This is a genomic window from Bacillus sp. RO2 (genome assembly GCF_012911845.1).
Lineage (GTDB): Bacteria > Bacillota > Bacilli > Bacillales > Bacillaceae_I > Sutcliffiella_A.
Genome location: NZ_JAAXCU010000033.1, coordinates 59,789 through 83,653 on the forward strand (window position 1 = coordinate 59,789; position 23,865 = coordinate 83,653).

26 protein-coding genes are annotated in these 23,865 nt (G+C 40.7%); 23 read left to right on the forward strand and 3 right to left on the reverse strand.

Annotated features, from left to right (window positions below; all coding sequences use genetic code 11):
• The first annotated feature begins 40 nt into the window (after positions 1-40).
• Together HF078_RS08125 and HF078_RS08130 are read left to right on the forward strand one after the other, a co-directional pair.
• Positions 41-448, forward strand: coding sequence for a secondary thiamine-phosphate synthase enzyme YjbQ (locus HF078_RS08125; RefSeq protein WP_169290683.1), 408 nt, complete (start codon positions 41-43; stop codon positions 446-448).
• Between the two features lie 177 nt (positions 449-625).
• On the forward strand, positions 626-1,477 hold the full coding sequence (locus tag HF078_RS08130) for a M15 family metallopeptidase (protein ID WP_205831557.1): 852 nt from the start codon (positions 626-628) through the stop codon (positions 1,475-1,477).
• Between the two features lie 42 nt (positions 1,478-1,519).
• Here HF078_RS08130 and HF078_RS08135 read toward each other — a convergent pair whose 3' ends face one another.
• A complete protein-coding gene (locus tag HF078_RS08135; RefSeq protein ID WP_169290707.1) occupies positions 1,520-2,251 on the reverse strand; it encodes a ZIP family metal transporter in 732 nt (243 codons plus the stop codon).
• 128 nt (positions 2,252-2,379) lie between these two features.
• Here HF078_RS08135 and HF078_RS08140 point away from each other — a divergent pair, with 128 nt between their 5' ends.
• A complete protein-coding gene (locus tag HF078_RS08140) occupies positions 2,380-3,507 on the forward strand; it encodes a hypothetical protein (protein ID WP_169290684.1) in 1,128 nt (375 codons plus the stop codon).
• Positions 3,508-3,548: 41 nt separating this feature from the next.
• On the opposite strand, the gene HF078_RS08145 is transcribed toward HF078_RS08140, so the two are convergent.
• Positions 3,549-4,052, reverse strand: coding sequence for an Hsp20/alpha crystallin family protein (locus HF078_RS08145; RefSeq protein WP_169290685.1), 504 nt, complete (start codon positions 4,050-4,052; stop codon positions 3,549-3,551).
• Between the two features lie 146 nt (positions 4,053-4,198).
• Between HF078_RS08145 and HF078_RS08150 the strand changes: the two genes are divergently transcribed.
• The 16 genes from HF078_RS08150 (at position 4,199) to paaX (ending at position 18,425) form a co-directional block, all read left to right on the forward strand.
• The gene (locus HF078_RS08150; RefSeq protein WP_346775326.1) at positions 4,199-4,795 is read left to right on the forward strand and encodes an alpha/beta hydrolase; all 597 of its coding nucleotides are present in this window, start codon (positions 4,199-4,201) and stop codon (positions 4,793-4,795) included.
• Between the two features lie 129 nt (positions 4,796-4,924).
• Positions 4,925-5,266: a YojF family protein gene (locus HF078_RS08155; protein ID WP_169290687.1), complete on the forward strand. Its 342-nt coding sequence runs from the start codon at positions 4,925-4,927 to the stop codon at positions 5,264-5,266.
• Positions 5,267-5,284: 18 nt separating this feature from the next.
• Positions 5,285-5,950 (forward strand): bacillithiol biosynthesis deacetylase BshB2, encoded by a 666-nt coding sequence (gene bshB2, locus HF078_RS08160; RefSeq protein ID WP_169290688.1) that lies wholly within the window; start codon positions 5,285-5,287, stop codon positions 5,948-5,950.
• A gap of 352 nt (positions 5,951-6,302) precedes the next feature.
• Positions 6,303-7,463, forward strand: coding sequence for a DUF2812 domain-containing protein (locus HF078_RS08165; RefSeq protein WP_169290689.1), 1,161 nt, complete (start codon positions 6,303-6,305; stop codon positions 7,461-7,463).
• A 171-nt stretch (positions 7,464-7,634) separates the two neighbouring features.
• Positions 7,635-8,954 carry a phenylacetate--CoA ligase family protein gene (locus tag HF078_RS08170; RefSeq protein ID WP_169290690.1) on the forward strand — a complete coding sequence of 440 codons (1,320 nt, stop codon included), beginning with the start codon at positions 7,635-7,637 and terminating at the stop codon, positions 8,952-8,954.
• Positions 8,955-9,042: 88 nt separating this feature from the next.
• Entirely contained in the window at positions 9,043-10,011 is a 969-nt protein-coding gene (gene paaA / locus HF078_RS08175; RefSeq protein ID WP_063560822.1) for a 1,2-phenylacetyl-CoA epoxidase subunit PaaA, read from the forward strand.
• A 17-nt stretch (positions 10,012-10,028) separates the two neighbouring features.
• Positions 10,029-10,376, forward strand: coding sequence for a 1,2-phenylacetyl-CoA epoxidase subunit PaaB (paaB, locus tag HF078_RS08180; protein WP_148989796.1), 348 nt, complete (start codon positions 10,029-10,031; stop codon positions 10,374-10,376).
• Positions 10,373-11,194 (forward strand): 1,2-phenylacetyl-CoA epoxidase subunit PaaC, encoded by an 822-nt coding sequence (paaC, locus tag HF078_RS08185; protein ID WP_169290691.1) that lies wholly within the window; start codon positions 10,373-10,375, stop codon positions 11,192-11,194. Before paaB ends, paaC begins: the two co-directional genes overlap by 4 nt.
• Positions 11,195-11,236: 42 nt before the next feature.
• Positions 11,237-11,728, forward strand: a complete 492-nt coding sequence (gene paaD / locus HF078_RS08190) for a 1,2-phenylacetyl-CoA epoxidase subunit PaaD (RefSeq protein ID WP_169290692.1) — start codon at positions 11,237-11,239, stop codon at positions 11,726-11,728.
• Between the two features lie 106 nt (positions 11,729-11,834).
• Positions 11,835-12,143 carry an EthD family reductase gene (locus HF078_RS08195; RefSeq protein ID WP_169290693.1) on the forward strand — a complete coding sequence of 103 codons (309 nt, stop codon included), beginning with the start codon at positions 11,835-11,837 and terminating at the stop codon, positions 12,141-12,143.
• Positions 12,136-12,915, forward strand: a complete 780-nt coding sequence (locus tag HF078_RS08200; protein ID WP_169290694.1) for an enoyl-CoA hydratase/isomerase family protein — start codon at positions 12,136-12,138, stop codon at positions 12,913-12,915. Before HF078_RS08195 ends, HF078_RS08200 begins: the two co-directional genes overlap by 8 nt.
• An 11-nt stretch (positions 12,916-12,926) precedes the next feature.
• Positions 12,927-13,700 (forward strand): enoyl-CoA hydratase-related protein, encoded by a 774-nt coding sequence (locus tag HF078_RS08205; protein WP_169290695.1) that lies wholly within the window; start codon positions 12,927-12,929, stop codon positions 13,698-13,700.
• Between the two features lie 24 nt (positions 13,701-13,724).
• Positions 13,725-15,242: an aldehyde dehydrogenase family protein gene (locus tag HF078_RS08210; protein ID WP_169290696.1), complete on the forward strand. Its 1,518-nt coding sequence runs from the start codon at positions 13,725-13,727 to the stop codon at positions 15,240-15,242.
• 81 nt (positions 15,243-15,323) lie between these two features.
• Positions 15,324-16,169 carry a 3-hydroxyacyl-CoA dehydrogenase gene (locus HF078_RS08215; protein ID WP_169290697.1) on the forward strand — a complete coding sequence of 282 codons (846 nt, stop codon included), beginning with the start codon at positions 15,324-15,326 and terminating at the stop codon, positions 16,167-16,169.
• 21 nt (positions 16,170-16,190) lie between these two features.
• A complete protein-coding gene (gene pcaF / locus HF078_RS08220) occupies positions 16,191-17,402 on the forward strand; it encodes a 3-oxoadipyl-CoA thiolase (protein WP_169290698.1) in 1,212 nt (403 codons plus the stop codon).
• Positions 17,403-17,549: 147 nt separating this feature from the next.
• Positions 17,550-18,425 (forward strand): phenylacetic acid degradation operon negative regulatory protein PaaX, encoded by an 876-nt coding sequence (paaX, locus tag HF078_RS08225; protein ID WP_169290699.1) that lies wholly within the window; start codon positions 17,550-17,552, stop codon positions 18,423-18,425.
• Positions 18,426-18,752: 327 nt separating this feature from the next.
• On the opposite strand, the gene HF078_RS08230 is transcribed toward paaX, so the two are convergent.
• A complete protein-coding gene (locus tag HF078_RS08230) occupies positions 18,753-19,271 on the reverse strand; it encodes a gamma carbonic anhydrase family protein (protein ID WP_169290700.1) in 519 nt (172 codons plus the stop codon).
• Positions 19,272-19,350: 79 nt separating this feature from the next.
• Here HF078_RS08230 and HF078_RS08235 point away from each other — a divergent pair, with 79 nt between their 5' ends.
• The 4 genes from HF078_RS08235 to HF078_RS08250 all read left to right on the forward strand — a co-directional run bounded on the left by HF078_RS08235 (position 19,351) and on the right by HF078_RS08250 (position 23,391).
• On the forward strand, positions 19,351-20,298 hold the full coding sequence (locus HF078_RS08235; protein WP_169290708.1) for an NAD(P)H-dependent flavin oxidoreductase: 948 nt from the start codon (positions 19,351-19,353) through the stop codon (positions 20,296-20,298).
• Between the two features lie 266 nt (positions 20,299-20,564).
• A complete protein-coding gene (locus HF078_RS08240) occupies positions 20,565-21,563 on the forward strand; it encodes an ABC transporter substrate-binding protein (RefSeq protein ID WP_169290701.1) in 999 nt (332 codons plus the stop codon).
• 33 nt (positions 21,564-21,596) lie between these two features.
• On the forward strand, positions 21,597-22,619 hold the full coding sequence (locus HF078_RS08245) for an ABC transporter permease (RefSeq protein ID WP_169290702.1): 1,023 nt from the start codon (positions 21,597-21,599) through the stop codon (positions 22,617-22,619).
• On the forward strand, positions 22,597-23,391 hold the full coding sequence (locus HF078_RS08250; protein ID WP_169290703.1) for an ATP-binding cassette domain-containing protein: 795 nt from the start codon (positions 22,597-22,599) through the stop codon (positions 23,389-23,391). The genes HF078_RS08245 and HF078_RS08250 overlap by 23 nt, the downstream gene beginning before the upstream one ends.
• The last annotated feature ends 474 nt before the right edge of the window (positions 23,392-23,865 follow it).

Consider the following 23,865-nt stretch of genomic DNA (forward strand, 5'->3'; position numbering starts at 1 on the left):
TTACTCAAGGGCTTTTTTATACGAGAAAGGGTGACGCTTTATGATGCACACATTAAGTCTTCGAACATATAAGAGGGATGAGTGGCATGATATCACAGCTATGGTGGAGAGTGTGGTTTTAGAATCAGGGATAAAAGAGGGCCATGTGATGGTTTATTGTCCACATACAACTGCCGGAATCACGATAAATGAAAATGCAGATCCTGATGTGGTAAAAGACGTTGTGATGAGGCTGGACGAAGTATATCCATGGGAACATCCTAAATACCGGCATATGGAAGGCAATACAGCAGCTCATTTAAAAGCGATGACACTTGGGAACTCCCAGCAGGTTATCATTCATAATGGGCAACTTGTTCTCGGTAAATGGCAGGGGATTTTTTTCTGTGATTTTGATGGCCCTCGTCATAGAGAAATATATATTAAAGTGTTCAAAGATGCTGAATGAACGCATAATGTAGGAAGTGACTTTTTTCTTATCTTCTGTTTTATCAGTAAAATCTTTTTACGGCGTTATGGATTAATGGTAAACTGTTTAAGTATGTTTCACATGAGTGAAACTTTAATTGTTAGAACTAACCAACTCATAATGATTATATTAGAATAGTAAAAAGGTGATTATTTTATGAAAAAGAAACATTTTTCTGTTTTGGTAATATTACTCTTGTTAACAGGCTGTTCCAAACAATTGGATGATGTTAACTGGAAGTTTTGGGAGTATTTTACTAACGATGGAGCGCAAGAGGTTGTAGAGGAGACTCCATCTGAAGAAGAACCTGTGGAAGAAGAACAACCAGAAGAAAGCCCGCAGACTGAGGCCCCGCCTGAAACCAATGAGAATCAGTACGTACTGGAAGAGCCTTTTTTCACCGTATTAAATGAAGAAAAGGTGATTGAAAATACAGAAAATCTATTGGTGCTAGTAAATAAAAATCAGTCTCTGCCAGCTGATTATGTTCCCAATGATTTGACCATTCCAGATGTACCGTTTTCCTTTGAGGGAGACTATGAAAAAAAATACCTTAGGGAAGCAGCTGCACGTGCATTGGAAGAGCTTTTTGCTGCAGCAAAAGCTGAAAATGTAGAGATCTTTGCTGTATCGGGTTATCGTTCCTATGAAACGCAGTATGGAATCTATAATACCTACTTAAAAAAGTGGGGAGAAGAAAAAACAAATGCTGTTTCTGCTATTCCAGGACATAGTGAACATCAAACAGGTCTTGCAATGGACATTTCAAGCAGGTCTGCAGCGCTGGATTTGACAGAGGAATTCGGAAACACCCCTGAAGGAAAATGGGTGAAAGAACATGCAAGTGAACATGGTTTCATTATCCGATACCCAAAGGATGGGGAAGTGATTACAGGTTATCAATATGAGCCTTGGCATCTTCGTTATGTTGGCAAAGAGGTCGCTGCTTATATGGATGAACATGATCTAACCTTAGAAGAATTTTTTGACCGTGCGATAAAACAGTAAAGAAAGGAAAACCTCAACCATATGTGATCTGGTTGAGGTTTTTTATAGTATTCCGCTTGAAAGAACATAGGAGCATAGTAGACCCAGGGCGGAGAGGAGACCAACGATGGGACCGCCTTCTTCAAATGCTTCAGGCATCATGGTGGAAGCGACCATCGCGATGATCCCCCCTGCTGCAAGTCCACTTACAAGATATATGTAGAGTTCATTTAATTCTTTAAAAACTACATAACCAAAGACCGAACTTAATGTGGTCAAAATAAACACAATCGTCCAAAGAAACAATATTTTTTTTCTAGAATAACCATCTTTTCTAAGACCCACAGAACTAGACAACGCCTCGGGAATATTACTGATAAAAATGGCCAGGACAATTACCCAACTAACCGTATTGGATTTTATCAGGCTAACACCAATTATGACAGATTCAGGAATGGAGTCCATAATCGAACCGATAAAAATCGCCAAGCCAGAATGTCCTTCGCTTTTTTCTTTTGAACGTTTGCGTTCTTTGCCGCCCTTTTTTATAATCACCATTTCTAAGAGGGTGAACAAAGCAGCACCGATTAGAAATCCAAAAATGACATAGCTGTACCCAGTCTGCTTTTCTATTTTCCCCATTAGTTCAAATGATGCCGCTCCAATAAGTACGCCGGTACCAAACGCCATGATAAATCCAGTTAATTTTCGCGGGATAGGTACAAATAATCCCACTACAGCTCCAAGCAGTAAAGCACCGCCGGCGACTGCTCCCCAAAATAAAGCGCCAGTCATAAATTTCACCCGTTTCGTCCTTGAAAATTTTTATATTACTAATGTGTACGAAAAAAAATACAACATACTTTAATTGTATTTTTGACAAAATACAAAGGTACTTGGTTCAATCGTTAGGAGGAATGAAAGTGAACAGGTTTTATCCTTATGTTTTAATTACTGTTGTCATCAGTGTGTTTTTGTTTAATATGAGCATACCCGGCTATGTTTCCGCTTTTGGGGAAAGGGAGGGGACGGCACAATATTATGCACAGACATCGCTGGATTCTCAATATATATCCGAAATGCCAGTTCCTAAAGCGGTTGTTAAAGCAATAAAAAAAGGGGAGTGGGTTGAAATTAGCCACCCTGTTCCTCCGACAGATGTATACATTAAACTAAATAAAGATAATCAATATGCGGTTGATCATCAAATGAATATATATGACCTAAAAGAGAACAGGGCGATCTTGGAACTGCCTGATAAGGTGATTCATCAATTAACAAAAGACATGAAGAAACTTTATAGGATTCATTATGGCGATCTGATTACATGGAATGAAGCGAATAGCGCATTGCCTCGTTATAGCAGCTTTACCGTATTGGATTTGGATACTGGAAGGACCTTTGAGGTTCAAAGGAGAGCAGGATCTTATCATGCAGATGTACAACCCTTAACAAACGAAGATACGAAAATAATGAAAGAAATATACAGGGGAACATGGAGTTGGGATCGCAGGGCGATTCTCATTCTGTCTCAAGACCATAAATATGCTGCCTCCATGCATGGGATGCCTCATGGTAAAGGGGCATTACAGAACGGGTTTCCAGGTCATTTCTGTATACACTTCCAAGACAGCATTACCCATAAGTCACGTAAGATGGATCATGCACACTCCATTATGATAAAAAAAGCTGCAGGTGAATGGTTAGATCATACAGAAAAGCTATCACCTGCAGAAATTGTGGATGCTACCGTTTTATCTATTCATCAACATGACTGGTTTATACTTGCATCCGTTCTTGATGATAAAAACAGGGTTCTGTTGAAAGAAAAAATTAAATTTTTGGAAGAAATTGATCTTGTTAAAAGACTTTCTGATTTGCCTGCCGACCGTGATTATGACACAAAACTTTACTATCCAATCACTGTAAAGCTATATATCCATAGGGATACAACAGGTACGGAATCAAGGCAGGTCACCTTTCAACTTTACAGAGGTTCTATTGAAGAGCCATGGACAGTGGATTTAAACAACTTGATTAAGCAACTTTAAGAAATAGAAAGGAGGCTCCTAGCCAGGCCAGGAGTCTTCCTCTATTTTTTAGATTTTGTTTTTATGATTTCAATCGGAACTTTGGTTATCGGGATAATTGTTTCTTTTGGTATTCTTATCTCTACAATGCCATCTTGATATTTCGCCTTTGAGCTATTTCCCTTAACGATGCAAGGTAAAGGGATGGTCTGTTTATTGCCTGGTTTGGGTAGATTGTCAATATATAAAGTAGTTGTATTATGAGAGGTTTTAATTTGGGATAGTTGCTCTTCAGATGCAACCGGAAAGCGGACAAATACTTCTTCATGTGTTTCAAATACTTTTGCCTCAAATCCTGCTTTCTTCGATTTTTTCTTTTTTGCTTGGGCAGATTTCAATAGATCGAATGACTGTGCAAAAAAGTCTGTGGAACCTAAGGCCTGTGGATTAGGAGGCAATTTCCCTTGCATTGCTTTTGTCATCCAGTTTTCCACATCTGTTTGTTTGAATATATCCTGTTTCATGTAATCCTTTGGAAAAGGAAACATCTTGTTCCAAGGCAGCATGTTGAATCCCTCCAATTAGACTGTTCTTACTCTAAACTATTCTCTTTTAATGTAAAATGTTAGAACCAATTGTTTGACGTTCGCCCATTTTTTTACTATACTAAATTAATCTCGAATTCAAGATATTATTAGAGGAGGAGTGGCTGATCATGAAACACATATTTAAAAAAGGTTCCAAGCACGTATTACTCTTATTGCATGGAACAGGAGGAACCGAACAAGATCTTCTCCCACTGGCAGATATGATTGATCCTCAAGCTTCTGTATTAAGTATCAGGGGTAATGTTTCCGAAAATGGCATGCCGCGGTTCTTTAGACGTTTGTCAGAAGGAGTGTTTGACGAAGAGGATTTGATTTTTCGTACGAAAGAGCTACATGAGTTTTTAGATGAAGCAGCCGAAAAGTATGAATTTGATCGCAATAATGTCATAGCTATTGGATATTCCAATGGCGCAAATATTGCCGGAAGTCTGCTTTTCCATTATCCAAACACTTTAAAAGCTGCTGTTTTATATCATCCGATGGTCCCAAGAAGAGGAGTGGAACTGCCAGACTTAAGTGAAACTCCTGTATTTATTGGAGCAGGAAAAAATGATCCGATTTGTCCTGCAGCAGAAACCGAAGAGTTAAGCAAGTTACTAGAAGATGCAGGATCAAAAGTCGAGGTTCACTGGGAATATCAAGGACATCAATTAACACACTCAGAAGTCCAAGCGTCAAAAAAGTGGTATGATTCCATCTGAAGAAAGCGGAGTGAGATAATCTTCACTCCGTTTTCGTTTTAATAAATGAGCAAACCATTTTCTTTCCTTTGCTTCATATATTAAACTGAAGGAAGAAATAAAATCTGTACATACCTTTGGAGGAACAGAATGAAGATTATTGACCAAAAACATGTGCAAGCCGAATTAAACAAACTGATAGATGTGGAAGTATTTGTCCATTTGGAGACGACAAACGGAGCCTACGCCGGCCACCACAATACTGGTCTTGCAGTGGGTGCATTCATACGCAATGTTCCATTGAAATTTGAGCGAGCTAAAATAGTTGGAAACGGACCGTACCGAATTGGGTTAAAACTTAAACACGGCTGGGTCTACGCAGAAGGTGTGACACATTATGAAGTGGATGATAAAGATCGTCTGCTACTAGCTGGGTTAAATCCTGAAGGCAAACTTGCTGTAGCATTGCAAATTAGCCTGGAGCCATTTTAAGGGAAGGGAGAGAGAAGAATGGAAGCAGAAAGACACGTACTAGTAGTTTTCCCACATCCAGATGATGAAGCATTTAGCTCCTCTGGCACCATCAAACAGTTTACCCAAAGCGGAGTTCCTGTTACCTATTTATGCGGAACACTTGGGCAAATGGGACGAAATCTTGGCAATCCGCTGTTTGCTAACCGTGAGACACTTCCTGAAGTGCGCAGAAAAGAATTATTGGATGCGTGCAAAGTCATGGGAATTGAGGATTTAAGGATGCTGGGTCTTCATGATAAAACACTTGAGTTTGAAGATGAAGAGTACCTGGCAGACATTGTGCATGAAGCTTTGGTGGAGTTAAACCCAAGCTTGGTACTCACTTTCTACCCTGAACACGGAGTTCACCCTGATCATGATGCCATGAGTAATGCGGTTGCCATTGCAGTTGGAAGGCTTCCTGAACAGGACAGACCAACTGTTTATGGAAAAGCCATTTTAAAAAATAGTGTAGAATTAATCGGCGAACCAGATGTGATGATTGATATTCGATCCGTTGCAGAAGAAAAGCTGAAAGCAATTAAGGCACACAAATCCCAAACGAGCGGATGGGTGGAGCTGATGGAGAAACAATTAAAGGAAAATGCACCGGAAATTGAGGATTGGTTGTACCGAGAAACATTCTGGACCTATAAGGTGTAAGAGAAATCAGGGGATTAGGTCTCCTGTTTTTTTTTTACCTTGATGAAGACCTCGGTGACGAGGAAAAAGGAGGAGAGGAGTCCTCATGGCAGGTATGAAGACCTGAGTGACGAGAAAAAAGGAGTAGAAGAGTCCTCATAGCAGGTATGAAGACCTGAGTGACGAGGAAAAAGGAGGAGGAAGGTCCTCATTACCGTTATGAAGACCTTTGTGACGAGAAAAAAGAGAAGAGAGGTCCTCATACTCGATTAACCCAATCAACTATTTTAGAAAATATTCCCTTTACCTCCAAATCGTTCTTATATAATATTAAGGTTAGAGCAAAGATCGGTTGGGGAAGGATGACTAGCACATGAAAACAAAGAAAAAGATCTTATGGTTGGACCTATGGCAAATAGCCGAACAAGAAGCATGGCTCACTGGTATGGCCGCTAAAGGCTGGGAACTTACAAAGATGACTAAGCTTACCGCTCACTTTAAGAAAGCAGCACCCCAAACAATTACATATAAAACAGATATTTTCAAAGAACCAATCAGTCAAAATCTTGAGCGACTGGAACAATATGAACAAGCCGGATGGAAATATGTTGCATCAAGAGGCCACCTTCATTTCTTCCGGAATAATTCTAATAGCTCGGAAAAAGAACTCCAGCCAGATCCAATAAAACAAGCAGAGTCTTTGAAACTACTAAGAAGCAGTTTAAGAACTAGATCATATCTCATTCCACTACTAACTTTAATAGGCATAGCTTTAGCTGTATTTATGCTTACATTAGATCCTATTAGAAATTATCTAGACGATGAATTTTTGTTTCCAGGTATGCAAATTCTCATTTTCTTTGGTTTAAATTTGATGCTTTTAAAGGGACTAATCCACTTAAATAAATTAATAAAAACACTCCAATCTAACAAAGGAATTCAACCCACATCTGACTTTCGAAAAAAATATTGGCAAAAGAAGATAATTGGATTAAGCTTAATTACGTTTTTTGCAGTTGTTTTTCTTTATAAGGTGAGTACATCGGGTTATACACCATTGGAAAAGAGTATTCCCCCTATTCCAAAAGAGGATTTACCTGTGGTCCAGATTGGAGATTTTACCAAAAGCTATGAGCCCTATTCTTATGAAGAAAGTATAAGCCGTGAGAATTTCTACTCTGTAAATTCCAGCATCCTTGTACCAGAGCAAAACGAACTCAATCAACTTGTCGAAGTAGAAGTAGAGCAATGGGAAGATGGAAGTGGACCTTACCGGCCTTCCTTGACCTCGCGTCAATATATAGTGAGGAACGATTTTTTAGCCGAAAGACTATTCCAACATTTAATTGACAGGGAAGAAGAGCTTCATAGAGGTGATGCTACCCTTTTGAATACAACCGCATTTGATGAACTGTATGTATTAGAGAATTCAATCCTCTCTAGAAAGGGTCATATTATCTATTATGTCACCTATTTTGGCAAGGAACCTATCGAAAAAATCATTCATGCAATGGAACAAAAAATAACAGAGTAAAAGCAGATGAGCTAATAGCCTCTGCTTTTTTAAATCCACAAATAGAATCTTCAGAATTATCAGTTGACATTTCTTCCCTTCAAGGTTATTTTAATGATGTTGAACAATATTACATATTGTATGATGTCGGAATAATTTCGTTATATTAAAAAAGTGAAAGGGGAAATATCGATGATCTTACATGATTCTGAAACCCTATCTTTATCAGAGATGCAACTCCTTCAATCCTCCAGGTTGAGAGACACGGTACAGAAAGTCTTTCAACATGTTCCTTTTTATAGAAAAAAGATCTCTAACTTAACTATTACACCTTCTGATATTCAAACCATTCATGACATTCACAAACTACCTTTTACAACAAAAAAAGAACTGCGCGAGAACTATCCGTTCGGACTATTTGCTATCCCGAGAAACCAAATAACAAGGCTTCATGCCTCATCTGGAACAAGCGGCAAACCTACAGTTGTTGCCTATTCCCAAGAAGACATCAACATGTGGAGCGATATTGCAGCACGGGCGATTTCATTGGCTGGAGGAAAGAAAGGGGAAATCCTACATAATGCATACGGTTATGGCCTTTTTACAGGAGGACTTGGACTGCATTATGGAAGTGAAAAGCTTGGGATGATCACAGTTCCGGTTTCTGGCGGGAACACAGATAGGCAAATCCAATTAATACAGGATTTTCAGCCTACAGTGATCTGTGGGACACCTTCTTACGTACTTAACATTGCTGACAGGATGGTAGATTTAGGGTTTAATCCAAAAGAGACTTCTTTACAGTATGGAATTTTTGGAGCAGAACCTTGGTCGGAAGAGATGAGAAGAACATTAGAAGATAAATTAGCGATCAAAGCATGCGATATATACGGATTAAGTGAAGTAATTGGTCCTGGAGTGGCAATGGAATGTCATGAGGCGCAAAATGGTCTGCATATTGCCGAAGATCATTTTTATGTAGAAGTGATTAATCCAAAAACTCTAAAGGTATTGCCAGAGGGAGAAGTAGGAGAGCTTGTATTCACTAGTCTTACAAAGCGAGCAATGCCAATCATTCGTTACAGAACCGGCGACATAGCTTCTATTAAAAGAGAGAAGTGTGCTTGCGGACGCACGACAACGAAAATGTCGAGAGTTAAAGGAAGAGTAGACGATATGTTAATCATTAGAGGGGTAAATATCTTTCCTTCCGAGATTGAACATACATTATTGCAAATAGAAGACTTAGCGCCACATTATCAGCTTTTAGTCTCTCGTGAGAAAAACTTAGATTCGGTAGAGGTCCAGGTAGAAATGCAAGCGCATACATTTCAGCAAACTGACCCAGAAAAAAGAGAGAATGAAATGAAGACCCTCGCACAAAAGGTGGAATATGATTTAAAGTCCAAATGTTTGATAAACGTGAAAGCAAGCGTTGTGGAACCTCGAACTATCCCCCGTTCTGAAGGGAAAGCGGTACGCATTGTTGATTCAAGGTTTTCTCATGCTTAAAAAGTTCAGAACTTTCTGTGTTGAAAAACGTATAACATTATATTATAATGACGTTAAATAAACGTTATAGAAATAGGAGGCGGCGAAAATGACCAACTCATTATCGTTTGACCGCTTGACGGAAGAAGAGAAACACGAGCATTTTATGCAGCGTATCCAAGCTGGGGAAAAGATTGAAGCAGACGATTGGATGCCCGAAGAATATCGTAAAACATTAATCAAACTGATTTCGATGCATGCAATCAGCGAAATAATGGGAGCGCTTCCAGAAAAGGAATGGGTACCAAAAGCACCGACTTTGAAAAGAAAGCTCGGGATCATGGCGAAAGTTCAAGATGAAATGGGCCATGGTCAGTTGCTTTTACGAGTTGCAGAAGATTTGATGGAACCTTACGGGAAATCCCGAGAAGAAATAATGCAAGATTTATTTTCAGGAGATTTAAAGTTTCATAATGTATTCCACATGGAAGCACCAACATGGGGTGATGCAGGTCTTATAGGATGGCTTGTTGACGGAGCGGCCATCATATCCCAGACGAATATGCTTGATGCATCTTATGGACCTTATGCGAGAGCACTAAAGAGAATATGTGCAGAAGAAGTTTTTCATGCTCAACACGGCGAGGCTATTATTATGGCACTTGCAGAAGGAACGGAAGAACAAAGAAATATGATACAAGACTCCATCAATCGCTGGTGGGAAGCTTTATTGATGTTCTTCGGACCGGCAGATGCCTCCACCACTGGTACTTCAAAGCAAGATATTACGATGAAATATAATATCCGCACGAAGAGCAATGAAGAACTTCGCCAAGACTTTTTCACGAAATACATTCCGAGAGTGTTATCACTTGGCCTAACATTGCCGGATGAAACGATGCATTATGATGAAAAAGAAGAAAAGTGGATCTACAAACAGCCGAATTGGAACAACTTTAAAGATATTATCAGAAATAAAGGTCCTAAATCACAGGATCGCTTGAGATTAAGAATAATAGCACACGAAAATAATGCATGGGTTCGTGAAGCGTTAAGCTCCGAAACATCAGCAGGGTGAGGGGAGGAGCTTATAAATTGAGTACAAAAGGCTTTTATAAAGAATTTGAAGTGTTTAGTAAGAGAACCCATACAGCTCCGATGCAATACCAGTTCAGTCTACTTGCTCCAAACGAAGAGATTGCGCTAGTCATGGCACAAGAAAACTTTATGAGGCGGGAACCTGCAGTGGATATTTGGGTGGTGCAACGGAGTGATATTCGAAAAATGTCTCAAGAAGAGCGTCAATCCTTGCAAAGAATTGACAACAAGGACTACCGAAACACGAAAGGCTATGGATATTTGAAGAAAAAATGGCGTCACTATGAACAGGGGATGCTTGATGAGCAGGAAATCATGTCTTGGGGAGGGAAGAAAAAAGGATGAATATCACAACTGTAGAAGAAGCCAAAAGGGATGCATCCTACTACAAGGCCATAACAGCGTTATTATATCAACTGGCCGACGATGATTTCATTATTGCCTACAGAGGATCAGAATGGCTCGGCCTTGCCCCGCATATTGAAGAGGACGTTGCTTTTTCTTCCATAAACCAAGATACAATGGGGCATGCTGCCATGTACTACCAGTTGCTTGAGGATTTAGGTGAAGGGGATATGGATGCACTTGCACATGGAAGAAAAGCAAAAGATAGAGTGAATGCAGTTCTTTTGGAAAATGTGAATGGATCAGGAACTTATCTCACAGAACCTAAATATGATTGGGCTTACACAGTCGTAAGGCATTATTTTTACACACAGGCCAAGAAAATTAAAGTGGAGGCATTGAAAAATTCCTCCTATGAACCTCTGAAACATGTGGCAGTGAAAGTGAATATGGAACTTTATTATCACTTGTTGCACTGGAGAACATGGTTCAGACAGTTGTGTACAGCAAATGGTGAAGCAAAGACCAGGATGAAAGCAGCCATTGATAAAGTGGTAGAAGAATTTGATGGAGTACTGTCATTGGGGCCAAGTAGTGTTCAAATTACACAGCATCAACTAATAGATTCAGAGGAAGATATTCGCCTTCGCTTTACAGAAGAAATGACGAATATGTTTGAAAAAGTGGGGCTTACTTTTCCTACCAATATGGGAATGAAAAGTGGGAACGGCAGAAAAGGTGAACACACCAAGGACTTGGATGATGCCCTCTTAACGTTGAGTGAAGTCTATAATAGCAATCCGGCAGCCGTGTGGTAATCTTTTACACTTTTCAGCCCAACAAAAAGGAATGATGACATCATGCAGGAAGAAGTAAATATCATGAAGGTTTGGGATGCCCTGCAGCATGTAAAAGATCCTGAAATAGATTCTGTCAGTGTGGTCGATCTCGGTATGGTGGAAGCAATTGATGTAAAAAATCAGGAAGTAACTATTCAAATGCTGCCTACATTCATGGGATGTCCGGCTCTAGAGATTATTAAAAAAAATGTAGAAAACGAGATTAATAACTTAGCATTATTCAAAAAGGTGGAAGTTCAATTCATCTACCAGCCACCATGGACATCTGACCGCATTACTGCACAAGGTAGAATTCATTTACAAGAGTTTGGAATTGCTCCACCGCCGACACTGGATGACTCCGGAGAATGGCATGTGGATTGCCCTTACTGCGGATCGACCTATACAACATTAGATAACATCTTTGGCCCGACCGCTTGTAGAAGCATTCTTTACTGCAAAGGATGCAAAAATCCTTTCGAAGCAATGAAACCTGTATCAACCATGATGTAAGTACCACTGCCTTACAGAAAAAACTTCTGTCAGGCAATTACATAAATAACTGGCCTGATAAAACCCTAGCGGTTTAATAAGAGCCCATAAAAAGGAGAGATTTAGAATGGTAAAATTAATCGCGCTTTACAAACACCCAGAAAACAAGGAAGCTTTCGATCAGCACTACTTCGACACGCACGCACCTATCACTGCTAAAATCCCTGGATTACGCAAGATGGAAGTAACGAAAGTAGTAGGCAGTCCTATGGGCGGAGAAGGCAAGTACTATTTAATGTGTGAAATGTACTACGATAGCCATGACGCTTTAAAGCAAGCGATGAGAACGGATGAAGCAAAAGCATCTGGAAAGGATTTAATGAGCTTCGCCGGCGATCTTGTCACCTTGATGATTGGTGAAGAAGTGAATGAGTAAAACGTACGAATATATCGAAGTTTCCATTGAAAGCTCGATAGGAATCATCAAACTCAATAGACCAAAAGTGTTGAACGCAATTAACAGGCCTATGGTGACAGAAATCGTAACCGTGTTAGAAGAGTTTGACCGAAACGATGAAGTCAAAGCTATGGTACTTGCAGGAAACGGACGCGCATTTGCAGCGGGAGCAGATATCGATGAAATGGCAGAGGCTACAGCCATTGAACTTGAGCTCTTAAATCAATTCACAGAATGGGACCGCCTTGCGTGGGTAAAGAAACCAATTATTGGCGCAGTCCAAGGGTTTGCTCTTGGAGGAGGATTTGAACTCGCATTGTGTTGTGACATCCTATTTGCTGCAAATGATGCAGAATTCGGATTTCCTGAAATTAGCCTTGGAGTCATGCCAGGGGCTGGGGGAACCCAGAGATTGACGAAATTAATGGGAAAATCAAAAGCAATGGAATGGCTGCTTACTGGTGACAGAATGAGCGCAAAGGAAGCCTTGCACTATGGAGTAATCAACCGTGTTATTCCGACAGAACTATTAATGGAAGAAACGGTGACTTTTGCACAAAAAATCGCTAAACAACCACCTCTTTCCCTTCGTTTGATCAAAGAATCTGTCCATAAGGCAGTGGACTATTCTGTCTATGAAGGAATGCAATATGAGCGAAAGAATTTTTATCTTTTGTTTGCATCCAACGATCAAAAAGAAGGCATGCGTGCATTTAAAGAAAAGCGCAAGCCTAAATTTGAAGGGGAATAGGGGGAGACACCATGTTTGAAACGATTAAATATGAAGTAATGAACCAGGTTGCCTGGATCATCATGAACCGACCGGATAAATTGAATGCGTTTACAGAGCAGATGAACAAAGAAATTACAAAAGCATTAAAACAGGCAAGTGCAGATGAGAGTGTACGGGCCATCGTCATTACAGGGGAAGGCAGAGCATTCTCCTCTGGTCAGGACCTTGCAGAAGTGGATGAAAATATGGATCACGGGCATGTCTTACGTACAAGGTATGGCCCAATGATGAAACAGTTGTCCCGATGTGAAAAGCCTGTCATTGCTGCGATAAATGGAGTTGCTGCCGGTGCAGGCTTCAGCCTCGCCTTAGCATGTGATTTTCGTCTTGCATCTGAAAAAGCAAGCTTTGTCCAGGCATTCATACATGTCGGGTTAATACCAGACTCTGGGAATCTGTATTTTCTCCCTAAGATAGTAGGTAATGCAAAAGCATTAGAATTAGCTATATTAGGAGAGAAGATTAAAGTAGATCAAGCAAAAGAATACGGACTTGTTACCAAAGTGGTCCCTGTAGACAGTTGGAACGAAGAAGTGGAAGCTTTTGCGAACAAACTTGCTAACATGCCTACACAAGCAATTGGCCTGATTAAACGATCCATACAAGCGAGTTGGAACGTTACGTATGAGGAGTATTTGGAGCAAGAAGCGTATGGTCAGAGAATTGCTGGTCTATCAGAAGATCACAAAGAAGGGGTAACTTCTTTTATAGAGAAGAGGAAACCAGCTTTTAAAGGGAGATAATAAAAACTTAAAGGAGATGAGAGTATGTCTACAGTAAAAGAGCAAAAAATGGAACAACTAGATATGAAACGAGACACTTATCAACTTATTATCGCAGGACAACGCATGGACAGTTCCACAGGAGAAACGTTTACGACATACAACCCTGCAACTGGAGAAGCGGTTGCAACGATCGCGAAAGCTTCTAAAGAGGATGCGGAAAAAGCTGTTCAAGCCGCGCGTCAAGCCTTTGATAAAGGAAAGTGGAAACTGTTTCCTTTAAACAAACGTGCAAGAACATTAAATAAAATTGCATCTATTATGCGTTCCCGTTTCAACGAGCTGGTAGAGTTAGAGATTTTAGATACTGGTAAATCCCTTTCTGCTGCACAAGGGCAAGTCATGCAAGCAATCGAAGACTTCGAGTTCTATGCAGGAGCTATCGTTGGCCACCGTGGATCAGTTAATAATGTTCCAGGGCAATTCCATAACTTCACAGAAAAAGAACCGGTAGGTGTGTGTGCACAAATCATTCCATGGAACTATCCATTAATGATGGCAGCATGGAAGATTGCCCCGGCAATAGCAGTAGGTTGTTCTGTTGTTGTTAAACCAGCTACATTAACTCCGCTGACTGCCATCGTATTAGGAGAAATTTGTGTAGAGGCAGGAGTTCCTGAGGGAGTTGTTAACATCATCCCGGGAGCTGGATCTGATGTTGGGAACTACTTAGTTGAGCATCCTCATGTAGACAAAGTAGCATTCACTGGCTCTACTCCAATCGGAAAAGACATCATGGAGAAAGCTTCCCAGACTCTTAAACGAGTAACTTTGGAACTTGGCGGCAAGTCTCCTAACCTAGTATTTGAAGATGCAGACATTGATGCTGCAGTAGACGGATCTTTGTTTGGAATTTTCTATAACACAGGACAATCTTGTGAGGCACGTTCTCGTCTGTATGTTCACGAAAATATTTATGACACTTTTATGGAGAAGTTCGTAGAAAAGGCAAAAAAGCTTTCCCTTGGTGATCCTTTTGCAAAAGAAACGCATATTGGTGCAATCATCAATCAAGGTCAGTTAGATGTAATTGACGGATATGTTCAATCTGCAAAAGAAGAAGGAGCTAACATCGTTTTAGGTGGTAAAGTGGCTAAAGTGGAAGGCTATGAAAATGGTTTCTGGTATGAGCCAACCATTATCACAGGTGTAACACACGAAATGAAAGTGGTAAAAGAGGAGATTTTCGGTCCTGTAGTGGTCGTTATGCCATTTAGCGATGAGAAAGAAGCGGTTAAACTTGCAAATGACAGCGAATATGGTCTAGGCTCAGCTATCTGGACGAAAGATCATGGCCGCGCAACACGTGTTGCAAAACAGATTCAAGCAGGTATCGTAATGGTCAACTGCCCATTCTCCGCATTCCCTGGAACGCCGTTTGGAGGATACAAGCAATCCGGATTCGGACGTGAGCTTTGCATTGAAACACTTGATCTTTACACAGAAACGAAGAGCATCATTTCCTATTTTGGAAATCGTCCGCTTAATCCATTTGGTGTTTAAATAGAATAAATTTTTATTCAGGAGCAAAGGGGCGTGGTCCTCTTTGCTTTTTTTACAGCATGATGAAGGAGGGGAATCTACATGGAAAAAGTAGTGGTCATTGGTTCAGGAGTTATGGGACGTGGAATTGCCTATGTAAGTGCGCTAGGCGGGTACCATACTACATTGGTTGATGTAAAAGAAGAACAACTTGAAGGAGCTAGAAAAGAAATAGAGGTCATCATTTCCAAAGGGTTGGAAAAAGGAAAATTAACAGAGCTAGCAGCAGGGAAATTAAGGGATAGCCTATTTTACTCGACAGAACTAGAGGAAGCCGTGAAGGAAGCCAATCTTATAATAGAAGCAGTACCTGAAAACATGGAAATTAAGAAATCCGTTTACGAAAAGATAGACAAGGTAGCACCTGCACATTGTTATTTTGCTTCCAATACCTCTACGATGAGTCCAACTGAAATAGGAAGCTTCACATCGAGACCGGAAAAAGTTATCGCGATGCACTTCTTCAACCCTGTACATAAAATGAAACTGGTAGAAATTGTCCGTGGTTTGGAAACAAACGATGAAACGGCAGACTATATCCGCAATGCAGCAGAACGAATGGGGAAAGAAACGGTTGTTGTAAATGAATTTCCTGGTTTTGTGACAAGCAGAATCAGTGCCCTTGTCGGAAATGAAGCCTTTTATATGTTGCAAGAAGGGGTGGGTACACCTGAAGAGATTGATAAAGCAATCAAACTTGGACTGAATTATCCGATGGGACCATTCGAACTTGGAGACCTGGTGGGATTGGATACCCGTCTGAATAACCTAAAATATCTTCATGAAAAGTTAGGCGAAAAGTATCGCCCTGCTCCTCTGCTAGAAAAGTATGTGAAAGCCGGAAGACTGGGCAGGAAAAGTGGAAAAGGAGTTTATGACTACCAATAATCAACGAGAGAGGTGTAGAAAATGAAGGAAGTTGTAATAGTAGATGCTTGCCGAACACCCATAGGGAGGTACAAAGGTGCATTAAAAGCCGTTCGACCGGATGACCTTGGAGCGATCGTAATCAAGGCCCTGCTAGAAAGAAACCCTAATGTGCCGGTAAATGAAATAGAGGAAGTAGTTTTCGGCAATGCAAATCAAGCGGGGGAAGACAACCGCAATGTTGCAAGGATGAGTGCTTTATTGGCTGGTCTTCCGGTAGAGGTGGCTGGAACCACTATCAACCGTTTATGCGGTTCCGGTCTAGATGCTGTCAATTATGCGGCAAGGGCCATCATGGTGGGAGAAGGAGACATTTTTATAGCCGGTGGAACCGAGAGCATGACAAGGGCTCCATTTGTCATGGCAAAGCCGGAAATGGACTACCCCCGAGGAAACATGGAATTGATGGATACAACCATTGGCTGGAGATTTACAAACAGAAAACTTGAAAAAATGTACGGAGTCGATACTATGCCACAAACGGCAGAAAACGTGGCTAAAGAGTTCTCTGTTTCCCGCGAAGATCAAGACGTATTTGCCTTTGAAAGCCAGCAAAAAGCAAAAAAGGCAATGGAATTAGGCCGCTTTAAAGAAGAAGTGGTACCAGTCACTATTGTGGATAGAAAAGGCAAGGAAACAATTGTGGACTGCGACGAACATCCTCGACCTGATACAACCTTGGAGAAACTGAGCACATTGAAGCCCATTTTCGGCGAAGGCACCACAATAACTGCCGGGAACGCGTCCGGTGTAAATGACGGCGCATCGGCATTGCTTTTGATGAGTGCAGAAAAAGCAAAGGAGCTTGGTTTAAAGCCGTTAGCGAAGTATGTAACCTCAGCTACAGCTGGACTTACCCCTTCCATTATGGGAATTGGACCGATTTACGCTACTAGGAAGGCACTCGGGCGGGCAGGATTGTCTGTTGGAGATATTGATCTCATCGAGTTAAATGAAGCATTTGCATCCCAATCGCTTGAATGTATGCGCCAACTAGAATTAGACCCTAGCAGAGTCAATGTAAACGGGGGTGCAATAGCGTTTGGACATCCTCTTGGTGCAAGCGGGGCAAGGATCTTAACTACCCTTGTGCATGAAATGAACAAGCGCGAAGTGCAATACGGCCTTGCGACAATGTGTGTAGGGGTTGGTCAGGGGATTGCTACGATAGTTGAGAGACCACAAGAATCATAGGGCATAATGCTTTATGGTTCTTTGGGGTGCTTTTTGATGTGTGGTTGCGTTTTCCATTTCCATCTTTTCTATAACGCGTTACTCTGTTAAAATTAAATTACTGTAATATAGCGATTTATCTTATGTGGTAGAAAGAGGATGCAGGAAATGAATACAAGATCAATGATTTTTACTTTATATGGTGACTATGTTAGACATTATGGGAATAAAATTTGGATTGGAAGCTTAATCAAATTACTAAATGAATTTGGTCATAATGATCAAGCGGTACGAGCAGCGATATCACGTATGAATAAGCAAGGTTGGGTTCAAGCGGAGAAAAAGGGAAACAAAAGTTATTATTTTTTAACAGAACGCGGAGTAAAAAGAATTGACGAAGCGGCGAAACGTATTTTTAAGCTGAAGACTGATAGTTGGGATGGGAAATGGCGCATGCTCATGTATACCATTCCAGAAGAAATTAGAAGTGTTCGGGACGAGCTGCGTAAAGAGTTGGTCTGGAGTGGATTTGGGACATTATCCAACAGCTGCTGGATTTCGCCCAACTCATTAGAAAAACAGGTACACGACCTTATTGTCAAATACGAAATAGAAGAGTATGTAGACTTTTTCATTTCTGAATATCATGGTCCATATGAAAATGAGCGACTTGTCATGAAAAGTTGGGATCTTAATGAGATTAATGGCAGATATCAACAATTTATTCAAGAATACAGCCAGAAATATATTATTGATAAGAATAAGATTGGGAAAGGCCAGATGACAGACGCGGAATGTTTCGTGGAGCGAACCAAGCTTGTACATGAATACAGAAAGTTTTTGTTCGTAGATCCGGGATTGCCAGAAGAGCTGTTACCAGATATGTGGTTAGGTAGCCATGCCGCATCTTTATTTAGTGAGTATTATAAAGAATTGGCAGAGCCAGCTTCCCGCTTTTTTGAAGAGGTTTTTGAAGATGGAAACGAGCTGGAACTAAAGGATAAGAAGTATGATGTGATGAATCATCCTTATATTATGGAGTGAAGAGAGCATTTCCACTTTAGATGGTGGAGGTGCTTTTCTTGTGGTGGAGGATGGTGTTTACATAACATTATTATGTTCAATGAATTTTGTGTCGATTTTTGTTGAAAGGTAGAAGATCCGCTCAAAAGTGTAGAAGGTTCATTTTTTATGGTAGAAGGTCCCCCTAAAAGTGTAGAAGGTTTACTTTTAAAGGTAGAAGATCTTCCTGAAGTTGTAGAACCTAACAAACTATATCAAAAAGGCTGAACAAGTAAGCCGATTCATCAAGTTCAAAACAAACAAAAAACCGAGCCATCTACCCGGCCCGGTCCCGCACGCGACTCCCGTCTATAAATCTCTCAATTCCTTCTGATACTCTTTCCCTTTCTGCACATATGTATCAATCGATAGCTGTATGAGCTCTAAATCCCTGTCAGTTAATTCGCGAATAACCTTACCAGGGGATCCTACCACCAATGAACGTGGAGGAATTTTTTTACCGGAAGGAATCAAAGTATTGGCACCAATGATACTTTCTTCGCCAATATCAGCTCCATCCAAGATTGTAGAACCCATTCCTACAATGCATCGTTTTCTAACAGTACAGCCATGCAAAATAGCTGTATGTCCAACTGTCACTTCATCCTCAACCACCAAAGGGAATCCTTCGTATAAATGTGCAGTTGCATTATCCTGGATGCTGCATCTTTTCCCAATTGTTATTGGTCCTTCATCACCCCGAAGAACAGCGTTAAACCAAACAGTCGATTCTTCCCCAATTGTAACGTCACCGATAATTCGTGCGCCAGGTGCTACAAATACCGAATCATGAAGTTGCGGTTTCTTCCCGCCAAAAGGATAAATCATTCATCACACACTCCCCAATAATTATTGTCTAAATATTAAAATTAGTATAACATTATTTTTACGAGGGGTGAAATAATTGATGAATAAACTACAAGAAATCCTAAAAATAAACTTTCCGATCATCCAAGGCGGAATGGGAAATATCAGTAATGCTCCATTAACTGCTGCTGTCTCCAATGCTGGCGGACTCGGTACAATAGGTGCAGGTACGATGAAGCCGGAAGAAGTGGAAGAGATCATCCAACAAACGAAAAAACTTACCGATAAACCTTTTGCAGTGAATGTCGCGTTGTCTGTTTCTCCATACACTAAAGAGGTTTTAAAACATATTATCAAGCACCAAGTTCCAGTGGTCTCCCTTTCAGCAGGAAACCCGGCTCCTTATATTTCTAAGCTAAAAGAAAACGGCATAACGGTCATATGTGTGGTTGCTTCTCCAAAGCAGGCAATGAAAGCAGAAAATGCTGGCGCTGATATTATTGTGGCAGAAGGTTATGAAGCGGCAGGCATTAATTCAAATCTTGAAACGACGACGATGACATTGATTCCACAAGTGGTAGAGGTTGTGTCTATTCCTGTTGTAGCCGCAGGGGGAATCGGGAATGGTAAAGGGCTAGCTGCAGCTATTGCGCTTGGTGCCTCAGGGGTGCAGATGGGGACAAGGTTGATTGCAACGAAAGAAGCACCGTTTCATAATCATTATAAGAACTCCATCTTAGCTGCTGATGATCAGGGCACAGTCATTGTTGGCAGAACAGTAGGTAGAGTAAGAAGGGTCATTCGTACTCCATATGCTGAGATGCTTCTAAAAAAAGAGACAGAAGGGATTACACTTGAGGAGTTTAATTTGCTGACTACGGAAGATCACCATATTAAAGGTGCAGTAGAAGGAGAGCTGAAACAAGGTTTTATCAACGGTGGTCAAATATCCAGTATCATAAATACGATACCAGCTGTTAGTGAACTATTTGAGCAGATGGTGACAGAAGCAAAAGAGCAGCTTCATAAAGCCATTGCTCAATTTTAATTAGCAGGAAACCTCTTATCCGATTGGAGGTTTCTTTTTTATTTACAAAAATAAAAAGGGTTTTAGGGGAAAATGGCGTATTTATTGTAAAATAATATATTTATTTAAATTTTTCGAATATATTGACACTATTTGTTTGTTGGTGTTAATATAACGTTGAAAAAACGAATAACGTTTTGTTCATCATAGATTTACACATAATGTAAACGGTTTCAAAAGCTTACATAATTCTATGTAGCTTATAAACATATATAAGGGGGATAAGGATGAAAAAATTTAAGATGAAATCTATTTTGGCTAGCATGGCATGTGCTGCGTTATTGGTCGGATGCAGTTCCGACTCAACAAGTGGGGATGCAAAAGACGAAGTAGTGATTGGTGTTACCCAAATTGCAGAACATCCTTCTTTGGATGCAGCATTCGAAGGATTTAAGAAGGCATTAGAAGACAACGGCTACAAAGAAGGCGAGAATGTTAAATATGATGTTCAAAATGCCCAGGGAGATCCAAATAATAATAAGCCGATTGCAGATAAATTTGTAGCTGATGAAGTAGATATGATTTTTGCAAACTCCACTCCAAGTGCGCAAAGTGCTTTGCAGGCAACAAAAGATATTCCTATCATTTTTACATCAGTAACGGATCCTGTAGGTGCCCAGTTAGTAGAATCCTTTGAAAAACCAGGGGATAACATTACAGGTACTTCAGATACACACCCTGAAGCGATTGCCACTACCATTAATTTCATGATGGACGAGCTTGGTGCGAAAAACATCGGTGTTATTTATAATACTGGAGAACAAAACTCCGTTGTTCAGGTAGAGACTGTGAAAAGCCTTGTAGAAGAAAAAGGCGGTTCCTTGGTTGAAGCATCGGTTTCTACATCTGCAGAGGTCCAGCAGGCTGCAGAATCTTTAATTGGAAGAGTAGATGCTATCTATATGCCTACTGATAATACGGTTGTATCGGCTATTCAGTCACTTATTAGTGTGGCAACTACTGAAAAAATACCATTGTTTGCAGGAGATCTTGATTCTATGGAAGCAGGAGCAGTGGCAGCAAGTGGATTTAACTATTATGACTTAGGTTACGAGACTGGCTTGATGGCTGTTCAAGTTCTAAAAGGGGAAAAGGACCCTTCTGAAATTCCAGTATCCTATCCTCAAAGCTTGAAGTTAACTATTAATACAGATGCAGCTGAAGCTCAAGGTTTGGAAGTGCAGGATGCTTGGAGTGAAATGGCAGAGTTTTATGATAAAAAATAAGAGTGTATAAGACAACGAGGAGATGATTCTGACATGATAACAGCAATTTTTGGTTCAGTCGAATTGGGAATCATCTACGCAATCATGGCCCTAGGGGTATATCTTTCCTTTAGGGTCCTTGATTTTCCCGATTTGACGGTAGATGGTAGCTTTGTAACTGGCGCTGCAGTAGCTGCAACAATGATTGTCAGCGGATATAGTCCTATTACAGCTACAGTGGTGGCTATGATTGCAGGATTTATCGCAGGCTGCATTACCGGTTCTTTACATACGTTTGGAAAAATCAATCCCCTTTTATCTGGTATTTTAATGATGATTGCTCTTTATTCCATCAATTTGCGAATAATGGGAAGGTCCAATGTGCCATTATTAAATAGTGATACTTTTTTCACAAACGTCCGTTCCTGGTGGGGGAATACAGGAATAGATGAGTTTTTAAACAATATCTTCATATCTATTGGATTAGGTGATTTCGTACCAAGAACATGGGGAATTATCGTTATTATGTTGATTGTGACATTCGCGATAAAAGTTTTAACAGATTTGTTTTTGAAAACGGAAATTGGCTTGGCAATTAGGGCTACTGGGGATAATAAGCGGATGATTCGCAGTTTATCTGCCAATACTAGCGGCCTTGTTATTCTTGGATTAGGTATTTCTAATGCCATGGTTGCATTTTCAGGTGCATTAATTGCTCAACATGGCGGGTATGCAGACGTTGGAATGGGAATCGGGATGATTATCATCGGCTTGGCATCTGTAATTATCGGAGAGGCCATTTTCGGTACAAGAACGATTGCATGGACCACTTTTGCTGTAATTGGCGGCGCCATCATTTATCGAATTGTCGTGACGCTTGCATTAAGGGTGGAATTTTTAGAAACAGGTGACCTGAAAGCCATAACTGCAACGATTGTTATTTTGGCGCTTATCACCCCTAAATTCATTGAGAGTTATAAAGATAGAAAGCGGAAGAAACAGAAGCTGTTAAAGCTTGGAACTCTTCATTCTGCCAATGAAAAGGGGGATCAACGTGCTACATTTAACACAGATTAATAAAATATTTAATGAAGGAACACTCGATGAAAAAAATGCGCTTGATACCATCAACCTTTCCTTGAAACAAGGGGACTTTGTCACCATCATAGGTAGTAACGGTGCCGGTAAGTCAACGCTAATGAATATGATTTCTGGAGTGCTAACGCCTGATACCGGAAAAGTAGAGATTGATGGGCGTGATGTCACCTATATGGCAGAACATAGAAGGGCAAAATATATCGGTAGGGTATTTCAAGACCCTATGGCAGGAACGGCTCCGACGATGACGATAGAAGAGAATTTAGCAATGGCTTATTCGCGGAATAAAAATCGCACTTTAAAGATGGGTGTCACTAAAAGGAGAAAAACATATTTCAAAGAAGTACTGGAGACGTTGCACCTTGGTTTGGAAAACAGATTGAGTGCAAAAGTTGGATTGCTTTCAGGTGGGGAAAGACAAGCATTGTCCCTTTTAATGGCAACATTTACAGAACCTGATATTCTTCTTTTAGATGAGCATACTGCAGCGTTAGATCCATCTCGTGCAGAATTGATTACCAACATCACAAAAGAAATTGTTGCAGATAAAGGACTGACTACACTGATGGTAACCCACAACATGCAGCAGGCACTGGATCTTGGGAATCGATTGATTATGATGGACAAGGGACAAATCATACTGGAAGTGGGAGAAGAAGAAAAAAAATCTTTGACCATTGAAAGATTGTTAGCTGAATTCCAACGAATCCGCGGTCAAGCAATGACCAACGACAGAGCATTGCTAAGTTGATAATAGAAGGGGGGAATGACCTGGTCATTTCCTCTTTTTTTTTGTTTAAGAAGATTGAAATGTGGTTAGTCTTCAGAGTAGTTCTTGATCATCGTTATGGAGACCTCAGAGACGAGGAAACAGGAGTAGAGAGGTCTCAATGCCCGAAGCATAGTGGGAAAGAAGGAAACGGTAACAGAGAAGGCGTCTCAATCATGCCCGGAAAGAGTGAAAATGCAGAGGAGCGGTCGTCATAGGAGGTGTATGACGACCGGTGAGGGTGAAAAAGCAGAGGGGCGGTCGTCATAGGCGGAGTCTGACGACCGGTGAGGGTGAAAAAGAAGAGGCGCGGTCGTCATAGGAGGTGTATGACTACAGGTGAGGATGAAAAAGCAGAGGCGCGGACGTCATAGGGGGTGTATTCCTACAGGTGAGGGTGAGAATGCAACGGAGCAGAGGTCATAGGATGTGTATCACCACGAGCAAAAGTGACAA

Coding starts and splice junctions, on each gene's coding strand:
- HF078_RS08125 (WP_169290683.1), top strand. CDS start 41: ATGATGCACACATTAAGTCTTCGAACATATAAGAGGGATGAGTGGCAT.
- HF078_RS08130 (WP_205831557.1), top strand. CDS start 626: ATGAAAAAGAAACATTTTTCTGTTTTGGTAATATTACTCTTGTTAACA.
- HF078_RS08135 (WP_169290707.1), bottom strand. CDS start 2,251: ATGACTGGCGCTTTATTTTGGGGAGCAGTCGCCGGCGGTGCTTTACTG.
- HF078_RS08145 (WP_169290685.1), bottom strand. CDS start 4,052: ATGCTGCCTTGGAACAAGATGTTTCCTTTTCCAAAGGATTACATGAAA.
- HF078_RS08155 (WP_169290687.1), top strand. CDS start 4,925: ATGAAGATTATTGACCAAAAACATGTGCAAGCCGAATTAAACAAACTG.
- bshB2 (WP_169290688.1), top strand. CDS start 5,285: ATGGAAGCAGAAAGACACGTACTAGTAGTTTTCCCACATCCAGATGAT.
- HF078_RS08165 (WP_169290689.1), top strand. CDS start 6,303: ATGAAAACAAAGAAAAAGATCTTATGGTTGGACCTATGGCAAATAGCC.
- HF078_RS08170 (WP_169290690.1), top strand. CDS start 7,635: ATGATCTTACATGATTCTGAAACCCTATCTTTATCAGAGATGCAACTC.
- paaA (WP_063560822.1), top strand. CDS start 9,043: ATGACCAACTCATTATCGTTTGACCGCTTGACGGAAGAAGAGAAACAC.
- paaC (WP_169290691.1), top strand. CDS start 10,373: ATGAATATCACAACTGTAGAAGAAGCCAAAAGGGATGCATCCTACTAC.
- paaD (WP_169290692.1), top strand. CDS start 11,237: ATGCAGGAAGAAGTAAATATCATGAAGGTTTGGGATGCCCTGCAGCAT.
- HF078_RS08195 (WP_169290693.1), top strand. CDS start 11,835: ATGGTAAAATTAATCGCGCTTTACAAACACCCAGAAAACAAGGAAGCT.
- HF078_RS08200 (WP_169290694.1), top strand. CDS start 12,136: ATGAGTAAAACGTACGAATATATCGAAGTTTCCATTGAAAGCTCGATA.
- HF078_RS08205 (WP_169290695.1), top strand. CDS start 12,927: ATGTTTGAAACGATTAAATATGAAGTAATGAACCAGGTTGCCTGGATC.
- HF078_RS08210 (WP_169290696.1), top strand. CDS start 13,725: ATGTCTACAGTAAAAGAGCAAAAAATGGAACAACTAGATATGAAACGA.
- HF078_RS08215 (WP_169290697.1), top strand. CDS start 15,324: ATGGAAAAAGTAGTGGTCATTGGTTCAGGAGTTATGGGACGTGGAATT.
- pcaF (WP_169290698.1), top strand. CDS start 16,191: ATGAAGGAAGTTGTAATAGTAGATGCTTGCCGAACACCCATAGGGAGG.
- paaX (WP_169290699.1), top strand. CDS start 17,550: ATGAATACAAGATCAATGATTTTTACTTTATATGGTGACTATGTTAGA.
- HF078_RS08230 (WP_169290700.1), bottom strand. CDS start 19,271: ATGATTTATCCTTTTGGCGGGAAGAAACCGCAACTTCATGATTCGGTA.
- HF078_RS08235 (WP_169290708.1), top strand. CDS start 19,351: ATGAATAAACTACAAGAAATCCTAAAAATAAACTTTCCGATCATCCAA.
- HF078_RS08240 (WP_169290701.1), top strand. CDS start 20,565: ATGAAAAAATTTAAGATGAAATCTATTTTGGCTAGCATGGCATGTGCT.
- HF078_RS08245 (WP_169290702.1), top strand. CDS start 21,597: ATGATAACAGCAATTTTTGGTTCAGTCGAATTGGGAATCATCTACGCA.